Annotated in this window: 13 protein-coding genes and 3 tRNA genes; 14 read left to right on the top strand and 2 right to left on the bottom strand. The window is 52.0% G+C overall.

Annotation, left to right across the window (positions count from 1 at the left end):
• Nucleotides 1-500: 500 nt before the first annotated feature.
• The 10 genes from B5D58_RS03415 (at nucleotide 501) to B5D58_RS03370 (ending at nucleotide 10,488) form a co-directional block, all read left to right on the top strand.
• Entirely contained in the window at nucleotides 501-1,457 is a 957-nt protein-coding gene (locus B5D58_RS03415) for a polysaccharide deacetylase family protein (protein ID WP_011111915.1), read from the top strand.
• Nucleotides 1,454-2,758, top strand: coding sequence for a glycosyltransferase family 4 protein (locus tag B5D58_RS03410; protein ID WP_011111914.1), 1,305 nt, complete (start codon nucleotides 1,454-1,456; stop codon nucleotides 2,756-2,758). Before B5D58_RS03415 ends, B5D58_RS03410 begins: the two co-directional genes overlap by 4 nt.
• Before the next feature lie 385 nt (nucleotides 2,759-3,143).
• Complete coding sequence (locus B5D58_RS03405; RefSeq protein ID WP_011111913.1) at nucleotides 3,144-4,229, top strand: CgeB family protein; 1,086 nt, start codon at nucleotides 3,144-3,146, stop codon at nucleotides 4,227-4,229.
• A 14-nt stretch (nucleotides 4,230-4,243) separates the two neighbouring features.
• On the top strand, nucleotides 4,244-5,734 hold the full coding sequence (locus B5D58_RS03400) for a cellulose synthase family protein (protein WP_041357168.1): 1,491 nt from the start codon (nucleotides 4,244-4,246) through the stop codon (nucleotides 5,732-5,734).
• Complete coding sequence (locus B5D58_RS03395; RefSeq protein ID WP_011111911.1) at nucleotides 5,718-6,491, top strand: SDR family NAD(P)-dependent oxidoreductase; 774 nt, start codon at nucleotides 5,718-5,720, stop codon at nucleotides 6,489-6,491. The genes B5D58_RS03400 and B5D58_RS03395 overlap by 17 nt, the downstream gene beginning before the upstream one ends.
• Complete coding sequence (locus tag B5D58_RS03390) at nucleotides 6,481-8,019, top strand: LTA synthase family protein (RefSeq protein ID WP_011111910.1); 1,539 nt, start codon at nucleotides 6,481-6,483, stop codon at nucleotides 8,017-8,019. Before B5D58_RS03395 ends, B5D58_RS03390 begins: the two co-directional genes overlap by 11 nt.
• 109 nt (nucleotides 8,020-8,128) lie before the next feature.
• A tRNA-Pro gene (locus B5D58_RS03385) sits at nucleotides 8,129-8,205 on the top strand.
• A gap of 44 nt (nucleotides 8,206-8,249) precedes the next feature.
• Nucleotides 8,250-8,326: transfer RNA gene (locus B5D58_RS03380), tRNA-Arg, on the top strand.
• Nucleotides 8,327-8,377: 51 nt separating this feature from the next.
• A tRNA-His gene (locus B5D58_RS03375) sits at nucleotides 8,378-8,453 on the top strand.
• Nucleotides 8,454-8,694: 241 nt separating this feature from the next.
• Entirely contained in the window at nucleotides 8,695-10,488 is a 1,794-nt protein-coding gene (locus B5D58_RS03370) for a gamma-glutamyltransferase family protein (RefSeq protein WP_011111909.1), read from the top strand.
• A gap of 8 nt (nucleotides 10,489-10,496) precedes the next feature.
• On the opposite strand, the gene B5D58_RS03365 is transcribed toward B5D58_RS03370, so the two are convergent.
• Together B5D58_RS03365 and glnE are read right to left on the bottom strand one after the other, a co-directional pair.
• Nucleotides 10,497-12,827, bottom strand: coding sequence for a fatty acid cis/trans isomerase (locus B5D58_RS03365; RefSeq protein ID WP_011111908.1), 2,331 nt, complete (start codon nucleotides 12,825-12,827; stop codon nucleotides 10,497-10,499).
• A 169-nt stretch (nucleotides 12,828-12,996) separates the two neighbouring features.
• Nucleotides 12,997-15,786 (bottom strand): bifunctional [glutamate--ammonia ligase]-adenylyl-L-tyrosine phosphorylase/[glutamate--ammonia-ligase] adenylyltransferase, encoded by a 2,790-nt coding sequence (gene glnE / locus B5D58_RS03360; RefSeq protein WP_011111907.1) that lies wholly within the window; start codon nucleotides 15,784-15,786, stop codon nucleotides 12,997-12,999.
• Between glnE and B5D58_RS13515 the strand changes: the two genes are divergently transcribed.
• The 4 genes from B5D58_RS13515 (at nucleotide 15,773) to tldD (ending at nucleotide 22,514) form a co-directional block, all read left to right on the top strand.
• Complete coding sequence (locus B5D58_RS13515) at nucleotides 15,773-15,985, top strand: hypothetical protein (RefSeq protein ID WP_143023677.1); 213 nt, start codon at nucleotides 15,773-15,775, stop codon at nucleotides 15,983-15,985. The two genes, glnE and B5D58_RS13515, sit on opposite strands and share 14 nt — an antisense overlap.
• Nucleotides 15,986-15,989: 4 nt before the next feature.
• The gene (locus B5D58_RS03355; protein ID WP_011111906.1) at nucleotides 15,990-19,862 is read left to right on the top strand and encodes a YhdP family protein; all 3,873 of its coding nucleotides are present in this window, start codon (nucleotides 15,990-15,992) and stop codon (nucleotides 19,860-19,862) included.
• Nucleotides 19,863-20,089: 227 nt separating this feature from the next.
• Nucleotides 20,090-20,953 carry a carbon-nitrogen hydrolase family protein gene (locus B5D58_RS03345; protein ID WP_011111905.1) on the top strand — a complete coding sequence of 288 codons (864 nt, stop codon included), beginning with the start codon at nucleotides 20,090-20,092 and terminating at the stop codon, nucleotides 20,951-20,953.
• A gap of 106 nt (nucleotides 20,954-21,059) precedes the next feature.
• The gene (tldD, locus tag B5D58_RS03340) at nucleotides 21,060-22,514 is read left to right on the top strand and encodes a metalloprotease TldD (RefSeq protein ID WP_011111904.1); all 1,455 of its coding nucleotides are present in this window, start codon (nucleotides 21,060-21,062) and stop codon (nucleotides 22,512-22,514) included.
• Nucleotides 22,515-22,576 lie beyond the last annotated feature (62 nt).

Here is a 22,576-nt window from a genome sequence, read left to right as displayed (position 1 = left end):
ATTCCATACTGATTTACGAATACGCTACCTGTGATATTCAATCAGATTCCATCACGCCAACTTAAACTTGAGAAAATCAGGGTGTGCAAGGTGCTGCGTCACACAACTGGCAGGAGTGATAAACAGAAATCCCTGTAAAAAACCTGATATTTCGATGGATGGAGCCTGGCCGGGAGCTGGGAGAATCATTACTTTGGTTTCTGACGAAATAACCTGGTAATGAGCATTTTTGAAGCAGCACAAATAGTGTGGCAGGAATTGGTGACCAGGATTGCCAGGTCAGAGTGGAATTTACTGAAGCATCATGATTTGTTGAGTAATAAATTGCCTGTTTTATTCAGGAATAGAGCATTCCTTTTCATCAGGAGCCCGTTAGTAGCAGCGAGATCCATTCCATTTCATATCACAAAATATTTCTGGTGTTCATCGACTAAATATGGCGTTTCTGTGAGGCCATGATCATACCTTCGTTGGAAAGCGCTCGTAAGGGAAGACTATAAATGATTGGCAGGAATCGCTATGCCATGTTGACGGTGGATACGGAGGCCTTGCCCAAGCGTGCCGTACAGGACCATATCAAACGCCTGATGTGGGGAGAGCATGATGGAGGGTGTGCGGGAATCAGGGAAATGTGTGCGATCGGCAATGAGTGTGGAGTGAAACAGGTTTTTTTCGTGGATATGTGCGGCGCTTATGCCTGTCTGGATCAAACGCTCGATGTCGTGCGCTGGCTCGATCAGGATGGCCAGGATGTGCAGTTGCATGCCCATCCCGAGTATCTGCCTGAGCAATTCTGGAAGGAGCACGGTTTCAAATATCGGCCGCGCTTTCTTAATCAGTATGGAATCGAGAAGGCAACGTTCACCATAAAATACTTTGGCAAATTGATTTCAGATCTGACTGGGAAACCGCTGCGGGCTTTCCGCGCCGGATCGTTTCGCTGGAATGCGGATACTTTGCGTGCGTTGCAGGAGGCAGGTGTGTCGCTTTCTTTCAACAATTCCATGAATGCTCGCCTGAAAGGGCAATGTACTTATAGTGAGCCGACCAACCATTCCTATCTCTGGTCAAATGGCGTGATAGAAGTGCCTGTGACTGAACGCAAGTTTTTTCCATTATTCGGCAAGGAATGGTGGGGACGTTTACAGTTTCCGGTTGGAGATTGGTTGGGCAGTCCGCCGTGGCGAGTATTACGGCCTTATACCGTGGGTGCGGATCCTTCTTTTCTGGTGGTGTTATTGCACTCCTGGTCGTTGCTTTACTGGGATAAGGATGGTTATGCGGTTTACCGTGATGACAAAAGGATCGAAGACTATCGCAAGCTTGTACGCCGGCTTGCCAGGGACTACGACATCATTACAACGGCCGATTTTCTGGATTTGTATGCATGCGGCAAGATAAAAACGACGCATACGGCCGACCTTTCGCTGGCAGAGTTCAAGGCAGTAAAAAAATGAAGAGACCCTTGCAGACATGGCTGACGGAATCATGGCTTGCATTCAGCCGTTTGCTGACTTTTCATATCCTTGAAAGAAGATTATTCGAACATTCCGGCCGGATACCGTATGAGCCCCAGCCGGGAAATTTGTTATATGTGGCGGCAAGTGTATTGCCGTATCACACCAGTGGTTATACGACTCGCACACATGAGGTGGTATGTGCTCTGAATAAAGCAGGCGCCCGGGTGCATGTGCTGACCCGGCCAGGGTATCCGTGGGACCGGAAGGATCGTTTGTGTGACCCGGTCAGCGAGGAGACAACGGTTGGCGATATGTGTTATCGCCATGCACAAGCACCTGCCAACAACAGACCGGTGCTGCAGTATGCCCTGCAGGCGGCACGGGTAGTAGCGGAATCAGCAGTGCGACATCGTGTGGCGGTGATTCACGCGGCCTCCAATCATGTCAATGCCTTGCCGGCTTTGCTGGCAGCCCGGCAGCTGGGGATTCCCTTTCAGTATGAAATGCGTGGTTTATGGGAGCTTACCCGTATATCCCGTCAGCCGGGCTATGAAGATTCACAGGCATATAAGCAGGGGTTGCAGCTGGAAGGGCTGGTTGCTCGCCATGCTGACAGATTGTTTGTGATTTCCGAGCAGCTTGGCAAGTATGTTCAGACGAACTGGGATATCGATGCGGGCCGCATGGCTTTGCTGCCCAATTGTGTTGATCCGGAACGATTTCTGATAGCCGATCCGCAGCAGATCGAGTCGAATACCATTGGTTACGCAGGTTCATTGATGGGTTACGAGGGATTGGATACGTTGATCGATGCAGTGGATATACTCGTCCGATCCGGAAGTTCAGTCAGAGTGGTGATCATCGGTGATGGCGAAGCTCGCCCGCAACTGGAGACCCGGGTACAGCGCCTGGGTTTGTCTGAGCGTATTTACTTTTCAGGCAAAATGCCACCCGATGCAGCGCGTGAGAAGCTGGCACGTTGTGCGCTGGTGTGCATACCGCGCAAGCCGTTCAAGGTGTGTGAGATTGTGCCGCCGATCAAACTGGTGGAAGCCCTGGCGATGGGAAAACCGGTGATTGTTCCAGATCTTCCCGTGTTTCGTGATGAGCTGGGGGATGACCCGGCTGGATGGTTCTTCAGATCGGGTGATGCAGCAGATCTGGCTCATGTTATTGAAGCTGCTCTGGGGAACGAGGAAAAACTGAGGGAGATGAGTGACCAGGCGCGGGATTATGTGTTGGCAAAGCGTTGCTGGCACCGTTTCGTGGATAAGATGGCAAAGCCCTATGATTCGTAGCCTCGCGATAATATTACCTTCGTTATTGTGGATGCCGACGGGCATGAAGCAATTCAGCAGATTCTGAAAGATAGTTACGTATCCACATTGCAATTCTTTGCAATGGAACAGCCATTTTGTATTGCTATTGGGCTTGTCATCGGAAGGCCAGAGGCGCCATTTCATCCATCTGGAGTTCCCGGTTTATTTCTATTGCTCGAAATAAAGGGGTATTTACGACTTGCCAATTCAAATTAGCCGGAATAATGCTCCCGTACTATATGTCAACAAGCTGAGAAGCCAAGTACCTCACTGATAAATGGTGATATCTTGCGACCCATGGCCGGTTTATGGCAATGAGAAAATCATGTGCGTGAGATATCGATAAGCCCGAGGATATATAACCATGATTGGCAGAGCCATTAGAAAACTGGGTTCGTTGGTATATAAGTATCCGGAAATTCCTGATGCTGTTGAACGGCCGGGGCCATTCGGACGCTTGAAAATCGCAATGGTGACCGATTATTTCACCGCCGATTGTTTGTCTGCAGAATGTCGTGTGAAAGCGCTGACACCCGGGAATTTCAGGATGGTTATCGGCGAATGGAAGCCGGATCTGATATTTGTCGAATCTGCTTTCCACGGATCCAGGGGGTCCTGGCGGTATGAACTGGCGAAACAGCCGAAGTGGTTGCGTTTGAGCAAGCCAACGGCTATTTACCAGCTGGTTGAGTTTGCCAGGAGTCGCGGCATTCCCACCATATTCTGGAACAAGGATGATGATGTCTTTTTTGATGCCTTCATCGATGTGGCGAAGGCTTTCGATTACGTTTTTACAACGGACAATGAGTGTATCGAAAGCTATCGGCAACAATTACCCGCACATGTGCCCGTCAATCCGCTGATCATGCCTTATCAGCCGGCATTTCATAATTTTACGGGTTTTGAATTCACGCGTAATGAAGCCTGCTTTACAGGCAGTTACTACCAGCGAATATTGAATGAGCGTAAGTTGTTTCTCGACATGGTGTTTGATGCCTGTGAGAGAACGGATTTGTCATTGAATATTTTTGATCGGAATCATGATCGTTTATCAAGACATTTTGAATTTCGTTTTCCTGAAAACAGCCGGTTGCACTTGCATGGCAGAGTTCCTCACCGGGAAACGGCGAAGATCTATAAATCACATGCAATTTCGCTCAATGTGAATTCGATTACCCGTTCCGAAACGATGTATTCACGGCGATTGCTGGAAATACTGGCTTGCGGGGGAATCGTCGTAACCAATCCCAGCCAGGCAGTCGATCGTTATTTTCGTGATTACTGTCATGTGGTGAGCTCCAGTGATGAAGCACAGGAATTGTTTTCACGTCTTCGATATGGTCCGTCACCGGATGATATGGCGCGTGCCGAGGCGGGCGCAGCTTATGTGCGCCAGAACCATACCTGGGTGCACCGGCTGGAAGAAATTTGTACTGTCGTGAAGATCTGAAGGAATCATTCCCGATGCTTTTGGGGTTGCTTTCTTTTTTTGTCCAGACCGTATTTTTTGTTGTGGTGGCCTATTTTGCACTGTATGTGCTGCTGGAACTGCGCATCTTGTTTATCTCGCGCCGGGTGGAGCGATGTAAATTGACTGAGTTGACTGAAGCAGTGCAACCTTCTCTCCGTGTTGGGGATGATTACAAGCCATCAGTGAGCGTATTACTACCCGTACACAATGAATCGTTTGTGGTGGAGCGCCTGATCGATGCGGCCTGCCGATTGCGCTATCCGGCAGATCTGCTGGAGATTCTGGTGCTCGATGATTCTTCGGATGATACTTCCAGGCTTGCACGGGCCAGGGTTGAGCAATACGCGGCACGAGGAGTCAATATCCGGCATGTTTGTCGTAATGATCGGCAGGGCTATAAGGCCGGTAACCTGGCCCATGGTATTCACCAGGCTTCAGGAGAGTTTTTTGCTATTTTCGATGCGGATTTTGTTCCTCCACCGGATTTTCTACTGAAAACCATTCCCTATTTCCGAGATCCTCAGTTAGGGTTTCTGCAAACAGGAATTGGTTATGAGAACAAAAACAAATCATTCCTGACCCGTTTTCAGGCCATGGAAATGGGGCATCAGCAATATGTCACCGTGGGTTTGAGCGAAGAGGGTGATATGGCTTCATTGAGCGGCAGTTCATGCGTATGGCGGAAATCATGTGTTGAAGTGTTGGGTGGCTGGAATACTTCGATGGTGACCGAGGATGTAGATCTTGGCTACAGAGCACAGTTTGGTGAATGGAAGTACGCTTACCTGCGAGATGTGGTTTCGATGTCTTTGTTGCCCGAATCGGTCAGTGCTTTTCGTGTTCAGCGTGAGCGCTGGGGGCGCGGTCTGATTCATAGCGGATTCAAGCATGTCCGGCAAATGCTGCACCAGCGCATGCCTCTGATGAAGAGATTGCATGCGATTTCCATGATGTTTTCCTCTGTGCTGCTGGCTTCGATTTATGTATTGGTACTCTTGAGTTTGCCATTGAATTACCTGGTTGATTTCGATAATGCAACTATGCAGTGGGTATTGCTGGCTTTTTTTGGATTGGTAGCTGTTTGGGGGCTGGATAATGCCTTCGGGGCGCGTAAAGGCGCTAGGCTGGATGAAAAACCAGGTGCTCTACGTACGTTGTGGGGCATCTATTTGTACATTGCCATGTTCCTGCCCATGGCCTGGTATTACTTTGCGGGAGGTATTCGGGCGCTTCTCGGTGTGCACGGGGAGTTTAACCGTACACCTAAAGGCATGGACGAGCGCAGGGCGAGGATGCCGCGTATCAACATGATATTGCTGGCGGGGGAACTGTTTACTTTTGTTTACTCGATGCTGGCGATCCTGGCGGCTGTTCAGAAAGGAAATTATTTCCTGATACCGCTGAATTTCACTGTGTGTGTAGGTTTTGGCATGGTTCTTTTCTGGTCCTGGCGGGGAATACGTGGAAATGAGCAGGCTACCTGATAAAAGTGGACGAAGTATCCTGATTACCGGTGCAACAGGGGCGATTGGTGCTGCACTGGCAGAAATATATGCGCAACATGGCGTAACACTTCATTTGCAGGGTCGTAACGCGGTAAAGCTGGCTGAAGTGGCGGAACGCTGCCGTTTGAAAGGGGCGCATGTCCTGATGCAATGTCTGGATTTGCGCGATTCCGTTGCTCTGCAAGACGGGCTGAAAGTGCTGGAGCCACTCGATCTGGTGATCGTCAATGCGGGTATGAATACACATGTTGGTTCTGCAGGTGAATCTGAGCTGCTGGATGAGGTGGAGGCCTTACTGGATGTCAATCTGAAGGCTGCAATGGTTATTGTGCATGCTGTGCTTCCATCCATGCGAATGCGTGGCAGCGGACAGATTGCTTTTGTCAGTTCTCTGGCTGCTTATTTCGGTCTGCCCGTCACACCGGCGTATTGTGCCAGTAAGGCAGGCCTCAAGGCGTATGGTGAGGCGCTGCGTGGCTGGCTGGCAAGAGAGGGGATCAAGATCAATGTCATCATGCCGGGGTATGTCAAGTCACCCATGTGTGACGATATGCCGGGTTCAAAGCCTTTTCTGTGGCCGCCCGATCGTGCGGCAAAAGTCATAAAACGTGGCCTGGAACGAGATCAGGCGCGTATCAGTTTTCCCTTTCCGTTGAATTGGGGTGCCTGGTGGCTGGCAGTACTGCCAGCTTCTGTTTCCATTCTTATCGTTCGTTTACTGGGCTATGGTGGCTGAGGAAAGCTTTATTTCAGTATTGACTGCTTCACTGACGGGTCTGGTACTGTCGGTAATCATTGAACGCCTGATGGTTCCACGTCCGGTACTTGCGAGACCCTGGGCGGCCTGGGCATTACATGGCGGATTATGGTTTCTGTCTTATTCTCTGATAACCCTGGTTTCAGGTCGTCCATGGTTTTCTGTTGCGATTGTTTCAGCTTTTATGCTGATGCTGGTGTTGGTGAATAACGCCAAGGTGAAGTCGCTGCATGAACCTTTTGTTTTTCAGGATTATGAATACTTCACTGATGCAATCCGGCATCCGCGTCTTTATATTCCGTTTTTAGGCTGGTGGAAGTTTCTCGGTGCGGCAGCCGGGTTTATTCTGGCTGTATCCATTGGATTATGGGGAGAATCTGTTCCTGAACAACAATTTATATTGTCCGGTCAGTTGGGTGGAATCCTGGTCTTGTCTCTATTGGGGATACTGTTTCTGCTGGCGGGTAACCATGAATCACTCCCGGTAAGTTTTAATCCACGGCAGGATGTCGTTGCGCTGGGTTTGCTGGCCAGCTTCTGGCGTTATGGACGGGAGGAAAGAACGCCCTTGAAAATACCTTCCCCATTTGATTTTTCTGTATCAGAACGTCAGATGAATGATTTGCCTCATCTGGTGGCTATCCAAAGTGAATCTTTCTTCGATCCCCGGCCGTTGTTTCCAGGGATCCGACCGGATGTACTGGCTGAGTTTGATCGCCTTAAGAAAGAGGCTTTATTTCATGGCAGATTAAAGGTACCTGCCTGGGGAGCCAATACGGTACGTACCGAATTCGCTTTTCTTTCCGGGATTGGTGAGGATGGGCTGGGTGTTCATCGTTTCAATCCCTATCGTGCTATAGCGGCCGGCTGGAACATCCCATCACTGGCATCCTTTCTGAAGAGCCTGGGTTATCGTACGGTTTGTATTCATCCTTATCCGGCGAGTTTTTATCGGCGTGACCGGGTATACCCCTGCCTCGGTTTTGATGAATTTCTCGATATCCGTACATTTGACGATACGATGCGGTCTGGCCCTTATATCGGTGATGCTGCTGTCGCTGATAAAGTGGGTGCTATTTTACGAGATGCTGCGGGCCCGCTCTTTATCTTTGTCATTACCATGGAGAACCACGGGCCGTTACATCTTGAGCAGGTGGCTCATTCAGACATCGAGTCGTTGTATACCGAACCGCCGCCCGCAGGCTGTGATGATTTGACGATTTATCTTCGTCACTTACGTAATGCTGATCAAATGGTTGCCCGATTGCGCCAAACATTGGCGGAATGCAGGCAGCCTGCAAGTTTGTGCTGGTTTGGAGACCATGTACCGATTATGTCGGCTGTGTATGAGATTTTTGGCAAACCTGGTGGAGAAGTAGAGTACGTATGCTGGAGCAATCAGGGTAAAGCAGCATTCTGCGATGCCAATCTGAGTGCGAATACGTTATCAATGAGCTGGCTTAGAGAACTTGGCCTCATAAGCAATTTGAAATCACTCTTTCAGTAAAAAATCATTTCTTAACGACAGAGAGTCAGGAGTAAATCAATTTTACTGTTGTATGGATGTGGAGTTTGATTGACGCTGGGCCTGTTAATCGGTATAGTGCCGACTTTTCCGGGGTGTAGCGTAGCCTGGTAGCGCGCCTGGTTTGGGACCAGGATGTCGGGAGTTCAAATCTCTCCACCCCGACCAGTTTTCGTGTCATTGATACGGGCCAAAGCCCGGTTTGAGTAGCAGTGCCCGTAGCTCAACCGGATAGAGCACCAGCCTTCTAAGCTGGGGGTTACAGGTTCGATTCCTGTCGGGCACGCCAAAACTGATCAGATCTGTCCTGATCAGATCAAGTTAGTCTTTCAGATCCATGGTGGCTGTAGCTCAGTTGGTAGAGTCCCGGATTGTGATTCCGGTTGTCGTGGGTTCGAGTCCCATCAGCCACCCCACTATTCTTGGAATTAGATCAATCGTTCCGGACTGATCATTTCCATATCATTCTGTTCTCCGTCAGACTATTTTGAACGGGTTCTGAGGCATCTCTCCATCAAGTATCCAACGCCTGGTACGCGAAATGTTGGGATTATTCCAGTATCAGCATGTGAGATTCAGATATTTTCCGGTAGCAGTTCCGCGGATGAAGGCCATGATCATCATCATCGCGCGCTAACTCCATAGGAGAGAATTTCTATGTGGATTTTTCGCATCAAACTGGCCACCTTACTCTTAACGGTACTACTGGTTGCATGTAACACTCAGCCCGCCCGCCTGAACTACACCGTTCCGGTTCAACCGGAAGGTTCGTCCGGTTATACCGAAAAACCAGGCTGGCAGACTGCTACGTTTGCCGTGGCGGTCGCCAATCCGCTGGCGACTGATGCGGGTTATCAGATCCTCAAGGCTGGAGGCAGTGCCCTGGATGCCGCCGTCGCTGTGCAGATGGTACTTACGCTGGTTGAACCGCAATCCAGTGGCATTGGTGGTGGTGCGTTCCTGATGTACTTCGATGGCGAATCGGTCGAGGCATACGATGGCCGCGAGACTGCTCCTGCTGCAGCCAATGAAGATCTGTTTCTCAAGCCTGATGGCAAGCCCATGTCGTTCATGGAAGGTGCTGTGGGTGGACGCTCGGTCGGCGTACCTGGTGTTGTTCGCATGCTGGAGCAGGTACACCAGCAGCACGGGAAACTGCCCTGGGCTACTCTGTTCGAGCCTGCCATCCGCCTGGCCGAGCAGGGATTCAAGGTCAGTGCCCGTCTTAACACGATGCTGGCTGCGGATCGATACCTCAGGCAAGATCCGGAGGCTGCAGCTTACTTCTACGACAGTAACGGGCAGCCGTGGCCGGTCGGGCATGTTCTCAGGAATCCTGAGCTGGCTCGGGTGCTGAGAGGTATTGCGATGCATGGCTCCATGGCATTGCTGGAAGGCCCGGTGGCTCAGTCCATCGTCGATAAGGTGCGTTCGCATGTTACTAATCCGGGGGAGATCACCCTGGCTGATCTGGCCAGGTATCAGCCACGCAAGCGTGAGCCACTCTGTCACGATCATGCCGTACCGCCGAAGGTGTACCGGCTATGTGGTTTCCCGCCACCCGGCTCTGGTGCCATCGCCATTGGCCAGATATTCGGCATCCTGCAAAATACGCCCGGTGCTGCGCTGCCTTTGAGTAGCGACGGCCTGCCGACGGCCGACTGGTTGCATTTCTACACCGAGGCTGCACGCCTGGCATTTGCCGACCGCGCGAAATATGTGGGTGATCCCGACTTCGTGGCACCGCCCGCAGGCGCCTGGATGAGCCTGTTATCTCCGGGCTATCTGGCCGGGCGGGCGCGACTGATCGGTGATCGGCCGATGAAGGTAACCCGACCCGGGCAACCGGAAGGGATGCGAATCAATCTTGCCCCTATGCCTGATCAGCCGGAATACGGTACCAGTCATATCAGTATCGTCGATGCTCAGGGGCATGCGGTGGCGCTGACCACCACCATTGAAAATGCTTTCGGCTCGCGGCAGATGGTCAGGGGTTTCCTGCTCAACAACGAACTGACCGATTTTAGCTTCACGCCACGCGATGCGCAGGGGAACTTTGTCGCCAATCGTGTGCAACCGGGCAAGCGTCCGCGTTCATCCATGTCGCCCACTCTGGTGTTCGACAAAGCCACCGGCCAGCTTGTCATGGTCGGCGGCAGCCCTGGCGGTGCTTTCATCATCCACTACATCGCAAAGATATTGTGGGGAACCTTGCATTGGGGCCTGAATATGCAGCAGGCCATCGATCTTCCCAACTTCGGTTCGGCAAACAGTTTTACATTACTGGAGGAAAAAGGCTTTCCTGCTGCGACCGTCAAAGCGCTCGAAGCCAAAGGGCACAATGTTCAGGAAATGGATATGACCAGCGGCTTGCAAGCCATTCAACGAATCCCTGGTGGATATTTCGGTGGAACCGATCCGCGCCGTGAGGGTGTGGTCATGGGTGATTGACGGTTTCCCTAAAAATTCTCATACCGGTTGATATCGAAGATTCCCGCCTGTAAAGGTTGCTGCTGTTTTTGCCAGGCGGTGATGTCGTGCAGAATTTCCCAGAATTGCGGGTGCGTGCGCCGTATTCCCCAGGTTTCCACGATCTGTTCAAAGTCCTTTATTTTTCCTGCTTTACTCAATTTCGCTACGAACTCCCCAACTTGTGCAGCAGGAACATCGAACATGAAATTGGGATAGCTGCCGGTAATGCCGGGATAAACGGTAACGCGATCTTTTTCAGGCTGATAGCGCAGTTCTTCACCCAGCATGAAGGCGACATTACTGTGAGCGCGATCTCTCAGCAGGGTATAAACGGTGCGTTCATTCTGTCCATGCTGGACGCGTACGAATGTCACTTCCGGAAGCAGGCTGATTCCCGGCAGACTGGCAGCAGGCTGTGCCGCAATACCTGATAATGCACGATCAGCTTGCTGTATCCAGTGCGGCTGGTCAATACGACTGCAGTTTCCTTGTTCGCAGCGATTCAATGGATCATGTGACAGGGTGTTGATGGACTGGAAACGTTCAAGCATGTGTGATGCCAGTTCCAGTTTCGGGTTTTCTGTGACGAAGCGCTCCGCTGAGGGAGATCGATCGTCAATATCCTCGTAAACGATACCGAACTTCAGTTTACCCAGATCCTGGTACCAGTCGTTCAATATGGTTTTACGCTGCCCGGCTGGAAGCAGACGCACAAAATTCTGTTCCGAACCATTACGGATCAGATCGAAGTAAAGCCGGGTCAGGACTTGATGTGCAACGTTGCCGAATACATTGAAATTGACGACCAGCTGATAGTAGGTCTGCTCCAGTAATGGATAATCCATCAGCCAGATGGTCTGCGGAACAGCACCGGCCAGTCCTCTTACGACAGAAGCACTATTGTGATGGCGGAAAATGGTCAGCAGCGCATTTTCGTTGTGACCATCACCATTCCAGATATGGGCCAGTGACGCACCCTGTGGTTGTTGCGCGACATAATGCTGCTGGCGCAATGCCAGATAATCATTGTGGCGTTTGAGATAGCGCAACCAGTTCTCGCCGGCATCGAGCAGATCATCATCCTGCCCGGGGATTCCCAGCAAAGGAATGGCTTGTCTTCGATAGGTGTCCGCTGTAATGAAGAGATCGGACTCCGGGGACTGAAATAATGTCCAGAAATGATCGCGTATGACATCGGTTGCAATCTGGCCGCGGCAGACTGGCCCGTGAATGAAAGTGCGCACAAAATACTCTGCCTCGTCCAGCATGAACTGGTAACGTGCACGCGCCGGTATGGCGGCAAAAGTGACAAAGGGATTGGAACGTTCCGTATAGTCATACCCTGGCAGATCTCCCACGGGCCAGTCTTCACTGAAAAACAGTTCACTGATGCGCCTCAGTTTCATCTGGTCGAGTGGATAGCTGATACGCCGTTTGTGCACGATCGTGCCCGAGATCGGACGCAGGCGGTAAAAGAATGGCCCGCCCGGATCACTATTCGGGCTGACTGTGGCAACAGGGATGATGGCTTCGCCGGATGGGGTGGATGAACGCAGCAGTTCAAAGAAACGGGGCTCATCGCCTGCTTCCGGGAAATACAGATAAGCCAGAAACAGGTGTTCGTACAGCCAGCGTGCTACCAACCGGCCACGCTTGTCATCCCGGTTGAACAGCGTTTCCCATGTCCGGATCGTTTGTTCCTCATCCCGTGTCAGCGTAACGGGTTCATCTGTCACTGCTGCTCCCTGATTCAGCCATCCGGCCAGGAGTGAGTATTCCCGATCGGTCAGTCCGCTGGTGCCAAACGGCATACCTTCAAATGGATGATCATGCGCATAGCCGGGAAATTCTTCTTCTGAGACACACTGGTTTTTGCGTGCAAAACCTGTTTTGATCGAGTCAGGCAGCTTGCTGTTCGGCGGAAACGGGTACTGTTTCCCCAGAGTGATCATATTTTTCAGCAGAGATTGAGCGTGTTCCCTGTCTGATTGCAGCACAGAATAAAAACCCCGCTTGCGCCAGCCAGCGACGGTGAGTTCGTCGATGCCCAGGCGGGTAGGTTTCATCTCTGTGGTGCGTGCACTGCTGTATACCGGTTCCTGAGAAGCACCACGCAGCAGACTCTCGGCACTTTCCAGTTTGAGCTGACAGGGTGCATCAAAACAGCTGTGACAGGAAAGGCACTTGGTTTCGATGATCGGCTGGACTTCTTTTGCAAAAGAGATCTGATGCCCGGCAGGTGCCGGCAAATCAGCAGGAGTCGGAGTAGGGTTGTTGTCGAATAATAGAGGCTTGCTGTCCTGACATGCAGACAGCATAAAAATGAGGCTCAGCAAACACAGGAATGGATAACATGCACGCACTGATAAACTCCGGGGTGAAACAGGCCGGGAGGATTCTATCTCATTGCCTGTATTACCGAAAGCCGGAAACTCAGAGAGGTGGGGTGATACCGGCGGTGTTGACCACTGTTTGTAACCGTCGTCTTTATGTTCCGAAAATATCTTCCCATAGTTGAAACACTGCCTGTCTGGCATCGCTTAAATGGTTGTTTGCTACCCGTGCAAATTTCTGAGATACATCTCTGGACAGAGCTGTGCCGGCAGGTTCGGGCGTGCCACTCAGTCTGAGCTGATGTTGTGTTCGTCTGAGCTCACGGTAGGCGGTGAGTGCTGCGGTTGCTTTCCCGGCGGAGGTCAATCCAAGTTCTCCGGCAAGCTTCAGCAAGGCAATGTTGCCGATATTGCCGGTCAGTTGCGGGTAACGGTGCGCATATCCCAGCACCAGGTATTGCACGATGAATTCGACATCGATGATGCCGCCGCGGTCGTGTTTGATATCGAACAGCGGAGTAGGATTGGGATGTGCTTCCAGCATTTTGCTGCGCATCATCAGAATCTCCCGTTTCAGTTTCACCAGATCGCGTGGCTGGCACAGCATGTTTTTGCGCATCTGCTCGAACATTTCACCTGCTTCACGGTCGCCGACGACGAAGCGTGCCCGCGTCAATGCCTGATGTTCCCATACCCAGGCTTGTTCGTACTGATACTGGGTAAAAGCCTCGATAGAATTGACCAGCAGTCCACTGGTGCCGTTCGGGCGCAATCGCAGATCGGTCTCGTACAGTATGCCGGCGGAGGTATGGCTGGTGAGCCACAGATTGATGTTCTGCGCCAGTTTGGTATAGATTGATGCAGCATCGGGATGATCGTCCCGGTAGAGAAACACGATATCCAGATCGGAGGCGTAGCCCAGCTCTTTTCCTCCCAGCTTGCCGTAGCCGATGATGGCAAAAGCGGGCAATTCCCGATGTTTCTTTTTCAATCCCTGCCAGGCGAGTTGCAGCACATTGTCCAGGATGAGATCGGCCAGCTCGGTCAGATGATCGCTGAGTTTTTCCAGTAACAGATCCCCTTCGAGATCGGTGACGAGCAGGCGAAATACCTGTGCATGCTGGAAGTGGCGCAATACATCCATTTGCCATTCGACCATTTGCACTTTAGGGATGTTGACGTGATGCAACTGGTGAGTGAGCTCGGTTTTGAGTGCGGGCCAGTCGGGCAGGATGTGCAGACCGGATGATGTAAGCAGTTCGTCCAGCAGGATCGGGTGTCTGCCAAGATAATCACTCGCCCATTGACTGACGCTGGCCAGTTTGGCGACACGCGGCAGTGTTTGCGGATGTTCCTGCAGCAAAGCGAGATAGGCTGGATATTGCCCGATTTTTTCGAGTAACCGCAGTATGCGTTCCAGTGTGATGTCGACAGGCGGGAAGCGGGCGATCACCTCCATCAGTGTGGGCATCAGTTCGAATATGCGTTCCTGGCTGGAGTGGGTCAGTTGCCGGAAAAATGTGCTGTCGTAAAACTGCCGGACGCGCGCGGTAATTTTGCCGGGATCGAGGTATCCCAGTGTTTGCAGTTGTTTGCTGAAGGCTTCGACCGTTTCATGATCGCCGGACTGTTCCGGTCTGATCCGGGCAAATGTATCGTGTCGGGGAGATTTGCGGCGGGCCGCAAAAATCTGTTCGAAATGACGGGTAACGTTCTGGCGGTGCAGATCGAGATGATCGAGGAAATCGCCATAGCCGGTAAATCCCATACTTCTTGCAATCAATGTTTGCTCATCCGGATGTTGCGGCAGATTCTGGGTTTGCTGGTCATCGAGATATTGCAGGCGATGCTCGAGTTTGCGCAGGAAACAGTAAGCCTCGGTCAGTTCTTCGATCGTCTGCCCGGGAAGGGGTTGTTTCTGCCGCAGCCGTCGCAGGACACCCAGTGTGGGGCGAATGCACAGATCGGCATCACGTCCGCCCCGGATCAACTGGAATACCTGAGTGATGAATTCAATCTCCCGGATACCGCCAGGGCCCAGTTTTATATTGTCGTGCAGCTCGCGCCGATCGACTTCCTTGCGTAACTGCGCATGCAGACTGCGCATTGCTTCATAGGCTTCGAAATCCAGATATTTGCGGAACACGAAAGGGCGTACGATCAACTCCATCAGCGTGGCTTCGGCCACCGATGAGCCGGTGATGACACGGCTTTTGATCCAGGCATGCCGTTCCCATTCACGGCCCTGCGTGATGAAATAGTCTTCAAGCATGGGCAGGCTGATGGCAAGCGGACTGTTTTCACCGTGCGGGCGCAACCGCATGTCAACACGAAATACATAGCCGTCCACGGTATAATCGCTCAGGCTGGCAATCAGCTTGCGCCCCAGCCTGACAAAAAATTCATGATTGGTGATGGATTTTCTGCCATCTGTTTCACCATCTTCGGGATAGATAAAAATCAGATCCACGTCAGAGGATACGTTGAGTTCGCCACCCCCCAGTTTTCCCATGGCTACGATCAGTAACTGCTGTTCCGTGCCGGTTTTTTCTCCGGTCGGTTTGCCAAAATGGCCGGGGTGCGTCATGGCTGTGTGGAGAAATTCCAGTGCAAACCGGATCGTCGTATCCGCCAGTGCGGTCATGGTCGTCATGACCTCGTTCAGATCAGCCAGTCCGGCCAGATCACGCGCGGCCAGCCGTAGGATGACGCGTTTGCGCAACTGGCGCAATAACCGGTGCAGATCTGCCTCATCTTCGAGAGAGATTGCAGGATGCTGCAGGAAGTCGAGCATTTCCTCCCATAAAAAGGGATTCGGTAATTGATCCAGCAGTTCCTGCTGCAGGCCGGGTTCGCTTGCCAGCGTCCGTTTCAGGTACCGGCTGTAAGGCAGAATACTGGCAACTATGGATGCAGCCCGGGATGAATCAATGGGTGTGGACATACGGAATGAACGGTTTTGTGTCTGGTTATGTCATGAAATGGTGGAGCACATGGGTGAAACACAGATTCGTACCATTTTTACGGTGATGAACGATCATTGCGGCAATAATATCCTGCCGGGGGGCATAAAGACCGCCATTTCTCAAATGGAAGGCAAACTTCAGAAACGGATGGAATACCGGGTGATAGTTTTGTATTGAGCTTATGCCGCATTCTTTGTTACGTCATTGTACGGTCTGCCTGGGTTGGGCGGGCCGAGGTTTTCTGCTGGTGGCGATACTTGCCTGTCTGCTGCTGCTTGCCTTGCGCTACTGGATTCTGCCCGATATCGGAAAATACCGCTCTGATATTGCCGCAGCCATGACGCGTGTCGCCGGGCAACCGGTACGGATCGATTCCATCCGGGCCAACTGGGATGGTTTGCGCCCGCATTTGTCGATGCAGGGGGTCAGTGTGTCAGATCGGCAGGATGAGCCGGTGCTGGTGTTTCCGGAAATAGAAGGGACGGTTTCGTGGCGATCACTATTGCGCGGTGAACTCAACTTTCATGAAATCATCATTGACCGGCCTGCATTGGTGACACGCCGGGATGTGAAAGGTGTTTTGCATATTGCCGGCGTGACACTGGGTGAGAATCAGCAGGAAAGCGGATTTCTTGACTGGCTGCTGCGCCAGCGGCGTTTGATCATCAGGCAGGCCGTCATTTACTGGCAGGATGAATTACGCCGTCGCCCGGTACATTATTTTGAATCGGTCAATTTGCATCTGCAGAACAAACGGGGAGGCAGACGTCATCAATTCGGATTGCAGGCACATTCATCCGACCCATTGTTTTCCCGGGTGGATCTTCGTGGAGATGTTACCGGTGATTCTGTCCAGACGTTGTCAGCATGGCAGGGACGTCTGTTCATCCAGTTACAGGATGTTGATCTGGGAAGCTGGCAGGAATGGATGACATTGCCGGCTGATCTGGTACTCAAAAAAGGAAAAGGCAGCATGCGTGCCTGGGCGGATATCCGTGCTGGCATCTTGGCAAGGTGGGTGTCGGATATCAGCCTGCGAAGTACAGCGGTTCATGTTGCCCGGCAGTTGCCTGTACTGGAGATCGATCGGTTGCACGGTCGCTGGGGGTGGCACGAGATAGAAGATGCAAAGGGGGTAAATCGACAATGGTTTGCTCGTGGTATGAGCATCGAGCTCAACGGTTTGCCGCTGACCGGGCCGATCGATGCATCCTGGCGCGTGCTGAACCCGAAAGATGGTGGATTACCCATACACAGTCTGCAGGCCGGCGGGCTGAGGATGGATGTGCTGACGAGACTTGCTGCCAGTCTGCCGGCAGAAGAAGCTTTACATGAGTCTTTGTCCAGATTGTCTGCGCGTGGAATGGTAAAGCATGTCAATCTCGAATGGCGAGGTGACTGGACAAAAAAACCACCTTTCCGGATAAATGCCGGTTTCAATGATCTCGCCGTGCAGTCGTTCGACGACTATCCCGCATTCAGCGGTATCAGTGGAATCGTTGACGCTACTGAGGCGGGAGGTTCCCTGTTCCTGTCTTCAAAAAATGTGGAAATCAGCAAGTCGCAGTCGCCTGGCGAGAAATTCCGCTTCGACTCGCTGATCGGACGGGTGGACTGGAAAACCGCTGCTGATCATGCCGTAACCCGGATCAAATTCAGCGATATCGCTTTCGAGAGCGATGCAGGAAGTGGCACTCTGCAGGGGAACTGTGCCTTTGACAGAGAGATGCCTGCACGGATCGATCTGACAGGCGGTTTATCACACGCCGACATGCATCTTCTCGGCGAATATGCCACCTGGATGGCGGATGAAACCTGGAAGGATAAACTTGATAAGGCAACCCTCTCAGGGAAATTGAGCGATGCAAAATTTCATCTCAGGGGAGTATTGAACGGCCGCTCTGCTGATAAAAAAGGTGCATTCTCCATTCATGCAGAAACCGCTATCAGCAATGCCGGTATTAAGATTTCCGATGACTGGCCGGAGGTTTCCGATATGGCGGGGCGTGTTTCGATACAGGACGGTGCGCTCGATCTGTCTCTTTCTTCCGCCAGTGTTGCGGGTATCCGATTGCAAAAGTTCATGCTGCAGTCGGATGACGTGTATGCAGATCGCCCTGAAATCAGGATAAAAGGCATGGCGGAAGGAGAGAGCGGAGAGATGGCCACTCTGTTACGCAGGGTAGATGTGGGTCCGCATGTCGGAGAATTATTGGGTCAGGCTGAATTTTCCGGGAAGGGGAGACTGCAGGCAGAGGTGGAGTTGTCGGTCGGTCAGGAAAAATTTTCCGTTACCAGAATGCAGGGGCGTTACCAGTTCGTCGATAACCGGATCGATCTTGATCGCTATATTCCCGATTTTCACCAGGTCAACGGCTCACTGATCTTTACTGAGTCCGGTGTAGTACTGGAAGGGATTCGTGCTCAGGTAATGGGGGGGGCAGTCGAGTTTTCCTCTGCTTCCCTGCCTGAGGGAGGGGTACGTATCACTGCTCGAGGTCGGGCTGATTTCGACCACTTTCGGCCGGATGCGAATCTCGTCAAACGAGTTGATTTATCGCAGCTGTGGACACAATTCATACGCGGCGGTTCAGCCTGGCAGGCTGCAGTGGAGGTTGAATCGGGCAAAGTCGGTATCGTGGTCGAATCCTCGCTGGAAGGCGTGGAGCTGATGTTCCCGGCACCTTTTTCCAAGACTGCTGCGGAAGTGATTCCCGTGCGCCTGGAAAAAGTTTTTACCCTGCCGCGTGATGATCATGTGCATTTTCATTATGGCGATATCCTGACAGCGGAATTTCAGCGTATACGCGAAAAGGCACATTATTATCATCCGGTACGCGGGATAATCAGTTTTGGCGGGCATGGTACATTGCCGCAGGATCGGGTGACCCGGGTGGAAGGTTCGGTGTCCAGGCTGGAATGGGATCAGTTACGTGAGTTGTTCAAGAGGCATGCCGGGATGGATGCTTCGCTCGACCATACTGCGCGCGGGTTGGATAATATTCTGACCCGGTCGGTACAGTTCGATTTGCATATCGGTCAGTTTGAGTTTCTGTCCAGCTATTTCAATGACACTCATTTTTCCATCGACAGGCAGGGTGAAAGCTGGCGAGTGGATGTTTCCAGCCAGGAGGTCGACGGCAGGATAGACTGGCAGGCAGCATCTCCACAGAAAGTTGTGGCACGTCTGAGCCGGTTGAAAATACCGGAGGATGCGCCAGAGAACATTCTGACACCCTATAAACATGATCCTCCTGGAGATTGGCCGGCTGTAGATATCGAAGCCGATGAGCTGTTCGTAAAAGGCGGGCTGCTGGGCCAGATGAAACTCAGTGCCGTGCAAAGGCAGGATGGCTGGCTGGTCGAGAATCTGGATATCAGACACCCGAACAGCAGGCTGCAGGCCAATGGATTATGGGAGAATCATAAACCGCCTTACCGGATGTACAGTCACATCCGACTGCAATCGAGTAATATCGGAAAACTGTTCAAGCGCCATGGTTATCCGGGACGTATTGCTCGCGGTAAAGGGGTGCTGGAAGGAAATCTGGATTGGGCGGGCAAACCGTTTTCAGTGGATTTTGCAACGTTGTACGGCAGTCTGCAGCTTGATGCGCAGCATGGGCAATTCACAGAACTGAAACCTGGGATTGGTAGATTACTGGGGGTTTTTGACCTGAAATCCTTGCCTCGCAGGCTGACATTGAACTTTTATGATGTATTCGGTAAAGGATTCGGATTTGATGAACTGAACGGCCACATCAGTATCAAGAGTGGTGTTGCTTCGGTCGATGATCTGTATATAGCGGGCAGTGCGGCAGAGCTTATCCTGAAAGGGGAATGGGATTTGGTAAACGAGACACAGACCTTGAATCTGAAAGTGTTTCCCTCGTTCGGGCTGGCAACTCCCATCGCCGGAATTGCGGCCATGATTGCCAAGAGGGCTTTGCAGGATCCTTTTGATCGCGTGCTGCTCAATGAATATGCTATAACCGGGAGTTGGAGTGACCCGGTTGTCGTCAGGCTGGATGAAGAGCGAGACAAGGTTGAGTAACCTTAGGGAACCTCTGATCAGGTCCTCCATGAGCTGCAACGATCCGCTGCGCAGTAAGTTTGTGTTTCAACAGAGGTACCGGCCCGAAACAGGGGCCACATATAATAACGATAACGGGGGAATCGAGGTGGTACCCCGCGTTAAAATCAATCAAGAGGAAGGGGGGCTGAGTATGAACTGCTTGATATTGTCGCAGGCAGGAATCGGATACAGGGAGGGCGGGAATCATGTCTACTGACGTTGGTATCGATCAGGCCGCCCGCTCTAAAGCGGGTGATAATACCAGAGTAAGGGTGGCAGCCGTTCAGATGGCTTCCGGTCCCAGTGTAGCTGCTAATCTTGAAGAGGCTTTCCGCCTGATTGAAGAGGCCGCCGCAAAACAGGCCAAGCTGGTAGTGTTGCCGGAATATTTCTGTATCATGGGAATGAAGGATACGGATAAGCTGGCAGTGCGTGAAAATCCTGGTGAAGGGGAAATTCAGAATTTTCTGAGCGAAACCGCAAAGCGGTTTGGCATCTGGCTGGCGGGAGGGTCGGTACCACTGATTTCACCGGTATCGGACAAGGTATACAACAGTTGCCTGGTATACGATGAACATGGCCAGCAGGTGGCGCGTTACGATAAGATTCACCTGTTCGGGTTGTCGCTGGGTAACGAGAATTTCGCTGAAGAGAGAACGATCGACGCGGGTAATCGGGTGGTTGCGCTCGATTCCCCGTTTGGGCGGATGGGGTTGTCCATCTGCTATGATCTGCGTTTCCCCGAACTTTACCGTATGATGGGCAAGGTGGATGTCATTCTGGCACCGGCGGCGTTCACTGCCATTACCGGCAAGGCCCACTGGGAGACGCTGATTCGTGCGCGTGCGATCGAGAATCAGGCTTATCTGATCGCTCCGGCGCAAGGGGGATTCCATGTGAACGGGCGTGAAACCAATGGTGACAGCATGATCGTCGATCCATGGGGTGTGATTATCGACCGTCTTCCGCGTGGACCGGGGGTAGTGGTGGCGGAAATCGACCGAGCATATCAGTCAAGTGTGCGGGCGAGTCTGCCTGCGCTGGAGCACCGCTGCCTGCTTGCCTGTTGAGAAAACCTGATTCGGCTTTTACGTTATATTTCTATTTTTTGCGGACGAACTGCTGCGGGGAACAGCAGCTCGTCCGTTGTGATTTTTTTATGAACTTATTTCTGGAATGATGGATTCATTTACGATTGCCGATCAATACCTGCTGGCCCCTTATGAGCTGAACACAGGCAGGCTGCAGGATGTATTCGGGCACATCCTTACCCATCAGATTGATTATGCGGATATTTATTTTCAGTATAGCCGATCGGAAGGCTGGGTGCTGGAAGAGGGTATCGTCAAATCAGGCAGCTTCAATATCGATCAGGGAGTCGGAGTACGGGCGATCAGCGGTGAAAAGACCGCTTTTGCCTATTCGGATGATATCAGCAGCCAGGCACTGATTTCTGCTGCCCGGGCAACGCGCGCAATTGCTGCCCAGGGCGGTGGAACACATGCCTCTATTACGGGATTATCAGGAAACGATGCCCGGCAGCAGGCACTGTATTACTCTTCTCTGGATCCTATCGCGCTTTGTAAAGATGCTGACAAGATCGGCACGCTCGAACGGCTGGAAGGATTTGCGCGCACGCTGGATAAGCGGGTCATCCAGGTCATGGCATCGCTGGCTGGAGAATATGAGGTGGTCATGGTTGCGCGCAGCGATGGATTACTTGCTGCCGATGTGCGGCCATTGGTGCGCGTGTCGTTACAAGTCATCGTCGAAGAAAACGGCCGGCGGGAGCAAGGCGTTGCCGGAGGAGGCGGACGTTTTGATTATGCTTATTTTACCGATGCAATATTGCAGGATTATGCCCGTAAGGCAGTCCATCAGGCATTGACGAATCTTGCGTCGCAACCGGCTCCGGCAGGAAGCATGACTGTCGTGCTGGGTAGCGGGTGGCCGGGTATTTTGTTGCACGAAGCAATCGGTCATGGTCTTGAGGCAGATTTCAACCGGAAAGGGAGCTCGGCCTTTTCTGGCAGGATTGGTGAACGGGTGGCGGCACCGGGGGTGACAGTGGTCGATGATGGTACGATACGCGATCGTCGCGGATCGTTGAACATCGATGATGAGGGCAATCCGACACAATGTACTACGTTGATCGAGGATGGCATCCTCAAGGGGTATCTGCAGGATAATCTGAATGCCCGGCTGATGAATCAGCGTGTTACCGGTAATGGCCGGCGTGAATCATTTGCCCATATCCCCATGCCGCGCATGACCAATACCTGTATGTTGAATGGTAATAAAGAACCGGAAGAAATCATTGCTTCTGTCAAGCAGGGTTTGTATGCCGCCAATTTCGGTGGAGGGCAGGTTGATATCACCAGTGGTAAATTCGTATTCTCGGCTGCGGAAGCCTATATGATCGAAAATGGTAAAATTACCTATCCGGTGAAAGGGGCTACTTTGATTGGTAATGGCCCGGATGTACTTACCCGCGTTTCCATGATTGGAAATGATCTGGCGCTGGACCCGGGTGTTGGTACCTGCGGCAAGGAAGGACAAAGTGTGCCGGTAGGTGTCGGACAACCGACTTTGCGGATAGATGGGTTGACGGTCGGGGGGACGAACGGATAGTTCCGCATGCTGAAACCATTAATATAGTTGTGGTATTACCGAGATATTTGCCGGAAGTCAAT

Source organism: Nitrosomonas europaea (assembly GCF_900167395.1).
GTDB lineage: Bacteria > Pseudomonadota > Gammaproteobacteria > Burkholderiales > Nitrosomonadaceae > Nitrosomonas > Nitrosomonas europaea.
The sequence above is the reverse complement of the archived record's forward strand: the minus strand, read 5'-3'. Positions and strand labels throughout refer to the sequence as shown.